Source organism: Citrobacter sp. Cf087, assembly GCF_030334285.1.
GTDB classification, from domain to species: Bacteria; Pseudomonadota; Gammaproteobacteria; order Enterobacterales; family Enterobacteriaceae; genus Citrobacter; species Citrobacter freundii.
In genome coordinates this window covers 705,311-718,241 of record NZ_JAOWED010000031.1, presented here as the reverse complement: position 1 = coordinate 718,241, position 12,931 = coordinate 705,311, and the positions used below count along the sequence as shown (strand labels likewise).

Genomic DNA, 12,931 nt, shown 5'->3' with positions numbered 1-12,931 from the left:
CACTAACGATCGTTTGCTGAAATTTGCGTCGAAACGATCACTGATCAAGCAAATCTCCACGTGCAGCGCTCAAATACTGGAACATTGACCACAAAGTCAGTATCGCGGCGACGAAGAAAAGTGCGATCCCAGCATACTCAACCCAGATATTTGGACGCCACAGCAGCCAGGCCAGTGCAGCCATTTGCGAAGTGGTTTTCACTTTACCAATCCAGGATACGGCTACGCTGCTGCGTTTACCCAGTTCGGCCATCCATTCACGTAGTGCAGAGATGATGATTTCACGCGCAATCATTGTTGCAGCGGGGAGCGTCACCCACCAGCTGTGGTAATGCTCTGTCACCAGTACCATCGCAATAGCTACCAGCACTTTATCAGCGACCGGATCGAGGAACGCGCCAAAACGCGTGCTTTGGTTCCAGCGGCGAGCCAGAAAACCGTCAAACCAGTCTGTGACCGCTGCGATACAGAAGATCAGCGCACAAACAAAAGGAGCCCAGGTGAATGGCAGGTAAAAAGCCAATACAAAGAATGGGATCAGGATGACGCGAAACAGCGTGAGCAACGTAGGGATATTAAATTGCATATGACGGATAACTATCTGTTGTCAGTGAAATTACCCCTATGTTGCTACAGAGGGCCTAATGTTTCAACGAGTAGAAGATCTTTTCTGCCAGAGCTTGCGAAATACCCGGCACTTTTGCAATTTCTTCGATACTTGCATTACGAAGACCTTGCAAACCTCCCATATATTTCAACAACATCTGGCGACGCTTTGGCCCGACACCTTCGATGGTCTCAAGCGTGCTGGTACTTTTCACTTTTGCCCGCTTTTTACGATGCCCGCTAATCGCATGATCGTGAGATTCATCGCGGATATGCTGGATAACGTGCAATGCAGGCGAATCCGGCGGCAGACTAAAGCCCTCACCTTCCGGCTCAAAGAACAGTGTTTCCAGACCAGCTTTACGATCGGCCCCTTTTGCCACCCCCAGCAAAAGTGGGTGCTGTTTGTCCCAGGGAACGTCCAGTTCAGCAAAAACGGCTTTCGCCTGCCCTAACTGACCTTTACCGCCATCGATCAATATGACGTCCGGAATCTTACTTTCTTCAATCGCCTTACCATAACGCCGACGTAAGACCTGATTCATCGCTGCATAATCATCACCCGGCGTAATGCCGGTAATATTGTAACGCCGATATTCTGCACGCAGCGGGCCATTGGCATCAAAAACCACACAGGAGGCTACTGTCTGCTCCCCCATCGTATGGCTAATGTCGAAGCACTCCATACGCTTCACCGCAGGTAACTTCAATACGGAGGCCAGCGCCGTCAGACGTTGCGTAATCGTCGACTGCTGAGAAAGTTTCGTAGTGAGCGCCACTGCCGCGTTGGTCCGCGCCAGCTTCAGATAACGCGCGCGATCCCCTCGCGGTTTCGTCTGCACGTTAATCTTCCGTCCGGCCAGTTCAGACAGAGAGTCTGCCAGCAGGGTTTTATCGCTAAGATTGAAATCGAGCAGGATCTCCCCGGGTAAGGTACGCATCTGGCTCCCCTGCAGATAAAACTGCCCGACAAAGGTTTCGACGACCTCGCCCAGTTCCGTACCACCTGGTACTTTAGGGAAATAGCTGCGGCTGCCCAGCACTTTACCCTGGCGAATAAACAGAACGTGCACACAGGCCATGCCGGCGTCAAACGCCACGCCAATGACATCCAGATCGTCTCCGGTGTTAGAGACAAACTGTTTTTCGGTCACACGGCGTACGGCCTGGATTTGGTCACGAATTCGCGCAGCCTCTTCAAATTCGAGATTTTGGCTGGCCTTTTCCATGCGGGTAATCAGCTGTGTTAACACCTGATCGTCTTTTCCGGACAGGAACAGACGAACATACTCGACCTGCTGAGCATACTCTTCCTCGCTCACCAGACCCGCGACACACGGGCCGAGACAGCGGCCAATCTGATATTGCAGACAAGGTCGAGAACGGTTGCGATAAACGCTGTTTTCGCACTGGCGGATAGGGAATATTTTCTGCAACAGCGCCAGCGTTTCACGCACCGCATAACCGTTAGGGAACGGTCCAAAGTACTCGCCTTTGGCATGCTTTGCCCCACGATGCATCGCCAGACGCGGGTGGGTATCGCCGCTAAGGAATATAAAGGGGTAGGATTTATCATCACGCAGCAATACGTTATAACGCGGCTGATATAGCTTGATGTAGTTGTGCTCAAGCAATAACGCTTCGGTTTCAGTGTGCGTTACCGTGACATCAATCTGCTGGATTTGCGCGACCAGCGCTTCGGTCTTGCGTGACGCAAGATTACTACGGAAGTAGCTGGAAAGCCTTTTTTTCAGGTCTTTCGCTTTCCCGACATAGATAACCGTTCCGGCGGTATCATACATACGATAGACGCCGGGCTGATTGGTCACGGTTTTCAGGAACGCTTTGGCATCAAACTGATCTGTCACTGGCTTGCTAATGTCTCCGCATTACACAGGCCATGGCGAATTGCCAGGTGAGTCAGCTCTACATCGCCATGAATGTTTAATTTACTGAACATTCGATAGCGATAGCTGTTCACCGTTTTAGGACTAAGATTCAGTTGCTCTGAGATCTCATTAACCTTCTGACCTTTGGTGATCATCAGCATAATCTGCAACTCGCGTTCAGACAAACTGGCAAACGGGGTTTCCGTTTTCTCAGGCTCAATCTGGCTGAGCGCCATTTGCTGAGCGATATCGGAGGCAATATACCGTTGCCCGGAAAAAACCGAACGAATCGCACTCACTACTTCCTGGGGGGCAGCGCCTTTGCTGAGATACCCTGCAGCCCCTGCCTGCATAACTTTTGCAGGTAATGGGTTTTCGGTGTGTACCGTCAGCATGATCACTTTAATGTCTGCCGTGGAACGCGCAATTTTGCGGGTTGCTTCCAGACCGCCAATACCGGGCATATTCATATCCATCAGCACAACGTCAACGGAATTTGAGCGGCACCATTTTACCGCATCTTCACCGCAGCACGCTTCGCCGACAACTTTTATGCCTTTTATATCTTCCAGAATGCGTCGTATCCCTGCGCGCACCAGTTCGTGGTCATCAACAAGAAAAACGTTGATCAAAGGAATATCTCCAGAATAGGGATAACGCTACCGATAGTTAATCGGTCCTATGTTAACGGGTTTTATCTCAACTTTGAAATGTAAAAAACGCCCGACTTTCGATTTTGCTCTCGTTTTTGGAAATTAGATTGTACGACGAGTGGAAACTTTCAGTACTGGTAACCTTTTGCCACGGTTATATCTGTGTAGCTGTTTCATAATGGTGACAAAAAGATCATATTCCTTCGCTGAATGCAAACCAGGCAGTCAAAGTTGTAACAATAATTAACGAGGAAAATACTCGAAATAAACAACATGTGGAGAAAATATATGCACTGCAACATGTTGTTTATTTTAATGTCCACAACATTGGTCCGCGCAAAAAACAACCACAGATATTTTTAGCCTCGCTTATGGTATACTCCGCCGCCTTAAGATTTGACATCGCACTTTTTCATTGAAACATAACGAGGAAAATAAATGAGTACGCCTGACTTTTCCACTGCTGAGAATAACCAGGAACTGGCCAATGAAGTCACCTGCCTGAAAGCCATGTTAACGCTGATGCTGCAGGCAATGGGTCAAGCCGATGCAGGCCGCGTGATTCTTAAAATGGAAAAACAGCTCGCGCTGATTGAAGATCAATCACAGGCTGCGGTATTTTCCAACACGGTTAAGCAAATTAAACAAGCTTACCGCCAGTAATAAGAAACCGGCTGATAGCAATGCTCTCAGCCGGTTTTGCGTCTGACACTCAGAACGATAATTTACTCAGATAAGCCCGGTTGCCGCGGCATAACAGGCTATCTGCGTTTTGTTTGGCGCATTGAATTTCTTTTGCATATTCTTCTGGTGGAAGTTCACGGTATTTTCAGAAATCGACAGAATGATGGCTATCTCTGAAGAGGTCTTCCCCTCTGCCGTCCATTTCAATATTTCCTTTTCCCGCTTGCTAAAACGCATCTCTGGCGCCATAACCATGTCATCTTCCAGCCTCGTCAGTACAGACAGACTTTCCCGTACCAGAAGCTGCATCCTGAGCTCTACTTCATCGCTCGCAAGGCGACTGTTACGGATACTTGCACGCGATACAGATAAAAAACCCAACGCCCGGTTAGGCAACATTAAGCATTGCGTCATCCCTTTGCGTAAACCGTGATTGCGCGCGGCGTCCCACAAAGGTTGCGCATCGCGAAACAGAGTATCGTTCCAGGGTAAATGCCCCTGACTGAAGTTTTCAGGTTTCAGCACCGGATCAATAGCAAAATAATTTTCGGACTGATAATGCGCCACCCATGCTTTGGGATAGGTCGTATGAAGTGACGTTTTAGGTCGGGTAAAAGGTACCGGATGACGAACACAGAGCGCGTAGAAATCAAACTCTAAGTGCTGCGTCTGTTGTTGCAATTCCGTATAGACATCCTCTGCCGTCGCCATTTCCTGAAAGCGTAACAGCATGCTCCGTCGCCAGGTGAAGAAATCAAGATCCTGCATACTAAGTGGTAATGCCCCTGAGATTGATAATCATCCAAACATATGAAACAAGCTAACACATAAATGTATTTTATATATGCAAATTATCGGACAAATGAACAATTACTTGAGTATTACTCAACAGCGGAAGTAAGTAACAGAATCAAATGTTAATAATAAAGCAATAATTATAAATAGTTATGCGAAGAGCACTCGCCAGAAACAATCCCGGCGAGTGCCATATACACTATTTATTGCATCAAAAACTTTTCAAGAAACTGACGGGTACGCGGCTGCTGCGGATGTGTGAATAAGGATTTTGCTGGTCCCTGCTCTACTATCCGTCCTTGATCCATAAATATCGCTCTATCGGCGACATCGCGAGCAAAGCTCATTTCATGCGTCACAATTACCATGGTGCGTTTTTCCTGCGCCAGTTGGCGGATGGTATTAAGTACCTCGCCAACCAATTCAGGATCAAGCGCGGAGGTCGGTTCATCAAAAAGGATAACCTCAGGTCGCATCGCCAGCGCTCGGGCAATCGCTACGCGCTGCTGCTGTCCACCCGATAAACGCCGCGGATAGCTGGTTTCTTTACCTGCCAGCCCGACTTTCGCCAGCAATTCACGCGCACGAGCTGTCGCTTCAGCTTTTGGTTCACCTTTGACTATCACCGGCCCTTCAATAATGTTTTCCAGCACTGTCCGATGGGGAAACAAATTAAAGTTCTGGAACACAAAACCGACGTGCTGGCGTAACTGACGAATCAGCCCTTTCTGCTGGGTCAACGAACGCGCGGTATCAATGGTAATCTCACCTACTTTAATGGTGCCCGCCTCCGGTTGCTCCAGCAAATTAATGCTACGCAGCAGCGTGGTTTTGCCCGATCCGCTCGGCCCGATAATCGCTACTACTTCACCAGGTTTGACGTCAAGATCGATCCCATGCAGCACCGTTTGCCCATGAAATTTTTTGACCAGGTTTCTGACTTCGATAGCACTCATTTCGGCTCTCTCTCCTGGCGGTTCAGTTGTTCTTCAAAATAGTTTTGCAGCGCAGAAAGCACCGTCGCCATCACCCAGTAAATCAACGAGGCCGCCAGATACATCGTAAAGACTTCCAGCGTACGCGAGGTAATCAGCTGCGCCTGACGGAACAGTTCCGGTACCTGAATAGTGGCGGCCAAAGAGGTATCTTTCACCAGACTGATAAAGCTGTTGCTCAGCGGCGGCAGCGCAACGCGCGCAGCCTGTGGCAGGATTGCCCGGCGCATGGTCTGCCAGCGCGTCATACCAATACTGGCACCCGCCTCCCACTGTCCTTTGTCGATGGAAGAGATTGCCGCACGCAGGGTTTCCGCAGCGTAGGCGGCTGTATTAAGCGACAAGCCAATCATCGCCGCCGGGATGGGATCAAGCTCAATTCCAAACTGCGGCAGACCGTAATAAATCATAAACAGCTGGGCAATCAACGGCGTTCCGCGAAAGATAGAGATATAAAAACGCGCCAGCCAGCGCACAGGCAACAGTGACGACAGACGCATCAACGCCAGGATAAACCCCAGCACGAGGCCAAAAAACATCCCGCCGATACTCAGTTGCAGCGTAAAAACCGCGCCTTTGAGCAGATACGGCAGGGAATCAATTACCAGTTGGATACTTTCATGCATTAGCGTTTTTCGACCTGGTTGTTACACGTGAGGATGGTAGGCAAACAGTGCAGGCGCCCCACCGGTATGAATAAAGAGGATTGGCCCTTCATCTTTGAAGCGCTTCTGGCTGATGCCGTCAATCAAACCCGCCATCGCCTTACCGGTATACACCGGATCCAACAAAATGCCTTCCAGGCGCGCCAGCAGTTTTACCGCCTCCATGCCCTCTTCGTTTGGCGTACCGTAGCCCGGCGCATAATAATCATCCCATAACAGGATATCCGCTGAGGCCGTCAGCTCCAGTTCACGGGCAATATCCTGCTGCAACGTGACAACTTTTGGTTTTTGATCGGCGACGCTGCGCGAAACGGTCACGCCGATAAGCTCGACGTCTGGCATCAGTTGCTCCAGCCCCACCGCCAGCCCGGCATGCGTTCCCGCACTGCCCGACGCGACCACCACGGAAGAGAGCGAAACGGCCCCTTCACACTGCTGGGCAATTTCCAGCGCGCTTTCCACATAACCCATCGCCCCCAGAGCATTAGAGCCCCCAACAGGGATCACATACGGGCGGAACCCTTGCGCTTCAATGCGCGTCGCCAGCTCCTGCAACTGCGCATTCGGATCGGTTAGCGCGTCACACATTTCGATCTGCGTATTAAACAGATCCAACAGCAGACGGTTGCCATTGGTGAGATAGTTTTCCGCCGTGGTGCCAATCGGATTTTCCAACAGCGCCACGCAGTGCAGGCCAAGCTTAGCCGCTACCGCCGCAGTCTGACGAACGTGGTTAGATTGGATGGCACCCGCGGTTATCAGCGTATCAGCGCCTTCACGCAGCGCGTCTGCGGCCAGAAACTCCAGCTTACGCAGCTTATTGCCGCCCATGGCCATCGGCGTGACGTCATCGCGTTTAATGAAAATATCGCGCCCGAGGTAGTCGGAGAAACGTGGAAGATATTCGAGCGGCGTTGGCGCGCCAATAAATTCCAGACGTGGAAAGCGCGTTAAGTTATGCAGCGGCATACAGCCTCCGGTATTCGTTGTTGTGATGTTCTTTTTATTATGCACGTTCAGGCGCAATGAAATAAAAAAAGGCGCTGTTAAAGGCGCCTTTTTTTCAGCGGATGACGATTATTTCGTCACATCCGCTCCAAACCATTTTTCAGACAGGGCTTTCAGCGTACCGTCTTTTTGCATTTCAGCAATGGCCGCATCAACCGCTTTCAGCAGATCTTCATTGCCTTTACGCAGCGCCACGCCAGACTCCTGGCGGGAGAACGCTTCACCTGTCACAGCCAGCGTGTCTTTGGTTTTCTTCACCAGATCCAGCGCCGCCAGACGGTCAACCAGAATGGCGTCGATACGGCCTACACGCAGATCCTGGTATTTAGTCGGGTCGTCATCATAGGTACGAATATCCACGCCCTGCACGTTCTGGCGCAGCCACTCTTCATAGTTGGTGCCCAGACCAACGCCGACTTTTTTACCTTTCAGATCGGCAGCGGTCTTAATAACACCTTCATTGCCTTTTTTCACCAGCGCCTGAATACCAGAGACCGTATACGGGATAGAGAAATCGTATTTTTTCTTACGTTCGTCAGAGATGGTCACCTGGTTGATGACCACATCAATGCGCTTGGAATCAAGAGAGGCCAGCATACCGTCCCACTTGGTCGGCTTCAGGTTAGCTTTCACCCCAAGGTGCTTGGCCAGTTCTTCGGCAAACTCCACTTCGAAACCGGTCAGCTTGCCGTCATCGCCCTGAAAACTAAACGGGGGATAGGTCCCTTCCAGGCCCACCAGCAGCGTGCCGCGCTCTTTAACTTTATTTAACAGACCTTCATCTGCATAAGTCTTTACGCTCATTCCGGCGACAAGTGCAACAGCCATTACACCCATCAGAGCCTGACGTCCCAGAAGTGCTAATTTCATAGTTACCCCGAATATTGTCATTAGTGACTGCTATTTATGAGCATAGTGTAGAGCGTTTGTCGCGATCCACAAACACGACTCTGTTACACCTTATTCGTTTTTAATATATATCAGAACTGGCTGTCCAGGAGGATTTCTGCATATGCCCTATATGCGTATGGGCTTTAAACTGCTCATACTTACGTAAGGCGATGCGGTAATTGTTGGTGCTGGTTTCCGGCAGCCACGGGGCAAGGTTTTCGTCGAGGAACCCTTCCTGCAGCAGATCGTGAGAGATATTTTGTTCGGTCAGGTGATTCCCGAGGCGACGCAGGCGGACAACGTATTCACGTACCGTGCCGTGACTCATTTCGGTCTGCTCAAATAAAAACTGTTTAAAACCGATAATATCGAAAAAGTCGCTCTGCTCTTTGCAATGCAAATCACCGCAAAAACGACACAGTGCCACCCACTCTTTTTTCTCCTGCTCCCACTCGGCTTCATCCAACAAAGTGTCCAGGCGGGCGATGGCGATTTTATTCACAATTTGCCCGCGACGAACCAGCGTGATCCTGTCGAGCAACTTAAAGCAATGGGCGCAATGCGTCTGGCTGTGTTTGAAATCTTTGAGGTAGCGGCTTAGAGGCCGTCTTTTTGATTGCTGCACCGTCATGAGAACTCCTGGTAGTCAATTCGTAATGCGGCATTGTTCAGGGGTAATAATGTACCCCTATAGCTTACCCAGCTTGGTGCGTAGACGTTTGATGGCCTGACTGTGCAACTGGCTGACCCGTGATTCCCCGACTTCCAGTACCGCGCCAATCTCTTTCAGATTCAGCTCTTCCTGGTAGTACAGCGTTAACACCAGCTTTTCGCGCTCAGGCAACGCCTCGATCGCGTCCATCACGCGCTGGCGGAGGTTACCCTCAAGAAGCTGTTGTAACGGGTTTTCCTGCTGATGTTCTTCCGTCACCAGCTCAATACTATCGCCATGCTCTTCCCGCCACTCGTCATAAGAGAAGAGTTGGCTGTTATTGGTATCGAGCAACATCTGACGATACTCTTGCACAGGAATAGCCAGACGCGCCGCCACTTCGGTTTCCGTTGCGTTGCGTCCTAATTCCTGCTCCAGTTGTCCCATCGCCTGTGCCACTTCGCGAGCATTGCGCCGAACGCTACGCGGCACCCAATCCCGGCTACGTAGTTCGTCCAGCATTGCTCCACGAATACGCTGCACTGCGTAAGTGGTAAATGCCGTTCCTTGCAAAGCGTCATATCGGTCAACGGCATTCAATAACCCGATGCCGCCCGCTTGTAGCAGGTCATCCAGTTCTACGCTCGCCGGCAAACGCACCTGAAGGCGCAATGCTTCGTGACGCACCAACGGTACATAACGCTGCCACAGCGAGTGTTTATCCATTACACCTTCAGCGGTATACAGTGAATTCACGATAAACAGCCCTGCGTTAAATGAGTTATCGGCATGATTATCCGTTTCTGCAGGGGTTTTAATCGGGTGAATAGTGGGTGAAATGGGGGGTTATTTAGGGGTTACGGGTAAAGCTAAATGTAAAAAACCCCGCCGGAGCGGGGTTTGCGCAGTAAGCGTAAATTAACGCAGCAGAGACAGAACGTTCTGCGTGGTCTGGTTAGCCTGTGCCAGTACAGAAGTACCTGCCTGTTGCAGAATGTTTGCACGAGACATGTTGGACACTTCGGTCGCGTAGTCAGCATCTTCGATACGGCTACGGGCTTCAGACAGGTTGTTTACGGTGTTACCCAGGTTGGTGATGGTAGAGTTGAAACGGTTCTGTACCGCACCCAGGTCGGAACGCAGGTCAGCAACTTTCGCCAGCGCCGCGTCGATTTTAGCCAGCGGGCTGTCGGTAGTTGCAGTCGCAATTTCATTCACTTTAGGTTCAGTTTTGAAATTGTGATTTTTTACTTTCTCTGCAAGATAGTCCTTACCACCGACGTTAGCAATTTCGGTTTTACCATTGACACCACCGAGCTGAACTGCAGCAGTTGCGGGCTTACCACTTGCATCGGTATATGCTACTTCTTTAATTGATACTTCTTTAGTGGATTCATCGACAGTGGCAGCATAATATTTTCCACTGTCAGTTTTCAGCGCGTACCCACCATCAATTGCTTTATCATTTTTATCAGTAAAGGATACTTTGACCAGTTTAGCGGTACCTGCATCAGTGCTATTAACCCCACCTTTAATCAATGCCGCTTTTGCATCAGTGAGGTCAGGCGTTACTTTCTCTTGTGGCTTCGCTACTGCCTTGGCCCCAGCCGGAACAGAAACAGGCGCAGTGCCGGCTAATGTAACTTCACCATCAGAAGCTCCAACTGTTATTTCATAAGTACCATCTTTAGAGCTATCACCGGTGGATTTTACATCTGCATAGTATTTACCGTCAGTTGCATCAAATTTGACATTGCTAAAGGTCGCACCTGTTGCCCCTGCACCAAGCTTGGTTGTTACGCTAGTCTGGAAATTAGTGTTCTTGAATGCAGACGTTGCTGGTGTAGTTGAATCTTTGTACCCAAAATCTGGTGTAACGTCAGAAACATCATATTTTTTCTGCACGTTCAGTGAATCCAGACCCAGGGTTTTGGAGTTGATTTCCTGCAGGTTGATATCGATGGTTTCGCCATCGTTGGCACCGACCTGGATGGTCAGGGTGTTGTCTTTTGCCAGCACTTTCACGCCGTTGAACTGGGTCTGACCGGATACGCGGTCGATTTCGTTCAGACGCTGAGTGATTTCAGCCTGGATAGAGTCGAGGTCAGACTGGGAGTTGGTACCAGTAGAGGACTGAACCGCCAGCTCACGAACACGCTGCAGGTTGTTGTTGATTTCAGACAGAGAACCTTCAGTGGTCTGCGCGATGGAGATACCATCGTTGGCGTTACGGGACGCCTGAGTCAGACCTTTGATGTTAGAGGTGAAGCGGTTAGCAATCGCCTGACCAGCAGCATCATCTTTCGCGCTGTTGATACGCAGACCAGAGGACAGACGCTCGATAGCGGAGCTCAGAGAAGACTGAGATTTGTTCAGGTTATTCTGGGTCAACAGCGACAGGCTGTTTGTATTGATGACTTGTGCCATGATCTTTTCCTTATCAATTACAACTTGATGTTATTGGGCTGTTGCCCACGGTTTCTCACCGTAACCCTTGTATCGGCACCTTAATTTCGAACTTTAGAAAATTTTTACTTTCCGTCGTTTTTTTTCTTAGCCGCTGAAATACCCTCTATATGCACCACTATTCCGCGCATTATTTTTGCAAAACTATTATTAAACTTTGCGCGCAGATTGCCGATAAAGCGGTTAACTACTGTTTGCAATCACAAGGAATTAGGCATGCCTTCATTTACATCACTGGGCGTTGGTTCGAACTTACCGCTGGATACATTGCTGACAAACTTAACCACTGCTGAGAAAAAGCGTTTAACGCCGATTACCCAGCAGCAGAGCGCTAACACCTCGCGTCTGACCGCGTATGGCACGCTGAAAAGTGCATTAGAAAAATTTCAGACGGCGAACACCGCACTGAACAGTGCCGATCTGTTTAAAAGCACCACAGCCACCAGCAGCACAGAAGATTTAAAAGTCAGTACCACCGCAGGCGCAGCTCCGGGCAAATACACCGTCAGCGTCACTCAACTGGCGCAGGCACAGTCATTATCGACTACGGCGAAAATTACCTCGACTAAAGAGCAGTTGGGCGATACCAGCGTTGATGAACGTACGATTACGATTTCGCAGCCCGGCCGTAAAGAACCACTGGAAATCAAATTAGGCAAAGGCGAAACCTCTCTGGAGGATATTCGTGATGCCATAAATGATGCGGACAGCGGTATTTCCGCCAGCCTGGTGAAGGTTAAAGAAGGCGACTACCAATTGGTGTTAACCGCAGAAAGCGGCACTGAAAGCGAAATGACCATCTCAGTATCAAATGATTCGAAACTGAGCGATTTACTGTCCTATGACAGCAAAGCGGGCAGTGGGAAAATGAAGCAACTGGTCGGGGCGCAAAATGCGCAATTGACCGTCAACGGCATTGATATTGAACGTCAAAGCAATACCGTAACTGACGCACCGCAGGGCATCACGCTCCAACTGACCAAAGAAGTAAAAGATGCGTCGATCACTGTAACAAAAAGTGATGAAAAGGCCACAACAGCAATTAAGGCCTGGGTAGAAGCCTATAACTCGCTGGTGGATACCTTTGGCACGCTGACTAAATATAAAGAAGTAGAACCGGGTGAAGCGGCCAGCGCAGATAACGGCGCGTTACTGGGTGATAGCGTTCTCCGTACCATTCAAAACGGTATTCGCGCGCCATTTGCTAACAGCGGCAGCGAATCCCCGTTTAAAACCATGTCTGAGATCGGCATTACGCAGGACGGTGGTACCGGCAAGCTAAAAATCGATGAAGAAAAGCTGGCTAAAGCTCTGAAAGATAATACCGCTGCCACTCGCGAACTGTTGGTTGGCGACGGCAAAGAGACCGGTATTACCACTAAGATTGCCACCGAAGTAAAAAGCTATCTGGCCGATGACGGCATTATCGATAATGCGCAAGACAATATTAACGCCAACCTGAAACTGCTGACTAAGCAGTATCTGACCGTAAGCAACAGTATTGATGAAGTCGTGGCACGTTATAAAGCCCAGTTTACCCAACTGGATTCCATGATGAGTAAGCTGAACAGCACCAGTACGTATTTGGGTCAACAATTTGCTGCGATGAGTAATTCCTGATAACACG

At 49.7% G+C, this 12,931-nt stretch carries 14 protein-coding genes; 3 read left to right on the top strand and 11 right to left on the bottom strand.

Features of this window, described 5'->3' with window-relative positions; genetic code table 11:
- Positions 1-37 precede the first annotated feature (37 nt).
- From pgsA to uvrY, 3 genes are read right to left on the bottom strand one after another with little or no spacing between them, the layout of a single operon-like run.
- Complete coding sequence (gene pgsA / locus OGV57_RS20055; RefSeq protein ID WP_003030490.1) at positions 38-586, bottom strand: CDP-diacylglycerol--glycerol-3-phosphate 3-phosphatidyltransferase; 549 nt, start codon at positions 584-586, stop codon at positions 38-40.
- 55 nt (positions 587-641) lie between these two features.
- A complete protein-coding gene (gene uvrC, locus OGV57_RS20050; RefSeq protein ID WP_054528520.1) occupies positions 642-2,474 on the bottom strand; it encodes an excinuclease ABC subunit UvrC in 1,833 nt (610 codons plus the stop codon).
- A complete protein-coding gene (gene uvrY / locus OGV57_RS20045) occupies positions 2,471-3,127 on the bottom strand; it encodes a UvrY/SirA/GacA family response regulator transcription factor (RefSeq protein ID WP_003030486.1) in 657 nt (218 codons plus the stop codon). Before uvrY ends, uvrC begins: the two co-directional genes overlap by 4 nt.
- Before the next feature lie 296 nt (positions 3,128-3,423).
- Between uvrY and OGV57_RS23845 the strand changes: the two genes are divergently transcribed.
- Together OGV57_RS23845 and OGV57_RS20040 are read left to right on the top strand one after the other, a co-directional pair.
- On the top strand, positions 3,424-3,567 hold the full coding sequence (locus OGV57_RS23845) for a hypothetical protein (RefSeq protein WP_418219448.1): 144 nt from the start codon (positions 3,424-3,426) through the stop codon (positions 3,565-3,567).
- A 19-nt stretch (positions 3,568-3,586) separates the two neighbouring features.
- A complete protein-coding gene (locus OGV57_RS20040; protein WP_003030482.1) occupies positions 3,587-3,811 on the top strand; it encodes a DUF2594 family protein in 225 nt (74 codons plus the stop codon).
- Between the two features lie 66 nt (positions 3,812-3,877).
- Here the strand turns inward: OGV57_RS20040 and sdiA are convergent, their stop codons facing one another.
- The 8 genes from sdiA to OGV57_RS20000 form a co-directional block, all read right to left on the bottom strand.
- Positions 3,878-4,600 (bottom strand): quorum-sensing transcriptional regulator SdiA, encoded by a 723-nt coding sequence (gene sdiA / locus OGV57_RS20035; RefSeq protein ID WP_003030480.1) that lies wholly within the window; start codon positions 4,598-4,600, stop codon positions 3,878-3,880.
- A gap of 230 nt (positions 4,601-4,830) precedes the next feature.
- Positions 4,831-5,583, bottom strand: a complete 753-nt coding sequence (gene tcyN, locus OGV57_RS20030; RefSeq protein WP_003030477.1) for an L-cystine ABC transporter ATP-binding protein TcyN — start codon at positions 5,581-5,583, stop codon at positions 4,831-4,833.
- Complete coding sequence (gene tcyL / locus OGV57_RS20025) at positions 5,580-6,248, bottom strand: cystine ABC transporter permease (RefSeq protein WP_054528521.1); 669 nt, start codon at positions 6,246-6,248, stop codon at positions 5,580-5,582. Before tcyL ends, tcyN begins: the two co-directional genes overlap by 4 nt.
- 21 nt (positions 6,249-6,269) lie before the next feature.
- Entirely contained in the window at positions 6,270-7,256 is a 987-nt protein-coding gene (gene dcyD, locus OGV57_RS20020) for a D-cysteine desulfhydrase (RefSeq protein WP_003030471.1), read from the bottom strand.
- Between the two features lie 108 nt (positions 7,257-7,364).
- Complete coding sequence (tcyJ, locus tag OGV57_RS20015; RefSeq protein ID WP_054528522.1) at positions 7,365-8,165, bottom strand: cystine ABC transporter substrate-binding protein; 801 nt, start codon at positions 8,163-8,165, stop codon at positions 7,365-7,367.
- Positions 8,166-8,265: 100 nt separating this feature from the next.
- A complete protein-coding gene (gene fliZ / locus OGV57_RS20010; protein ID WP_016150547.1) occupies positions 8,266-8,817 on the bottom strand; it encodes a flagella biosynthesis regulatory protein FliZ in 552 nt (183 codons plus the stop codon).
- 57 nt (positions 8,818-8,874) lie between these two features.
- Positions 8,875-9,594, bottom strand: a complete 720-nt coding sequence (locus tag OGV57_RS20005; RefSeq protein ID WP_003030465.1) for an RNA polymerase sigma factor FliA — start codon at positions 9,592-9,594, stop codon at positions 8,875-8,877.
- A 162-nt stretch (positions 9,595-9,756) separates the two neighbouring features.
- Entirely contained in the window at positions 9,757-11,265 is a 1,509-nt protein-coding gene (locus tag OGV57_RS20000) for a FliC/FljB family flagellin (RefSeq protein ID WP_054528523.1), read from the bottom strand.
- Positions 11,266-11,520: 255 nt separating this feature from the next.
- Here OGV57_RS20000 and fliD point away from each other — a divergent pair, with 255 nt between their 5' ends.
- Positions 11,521-12,924, top strand: a complete 1,404-nt coding sequence (gene fliD, locus OGV57_RS19995; RefSeq protein WP_044711120.1) for a flagellar filament capping protein FliD — start codon at positions 11,521-11,523, stop codon at positions 12,922-12,924.
- Positions 12,925-12,931 lie beyond the last annotated feature (7 nt).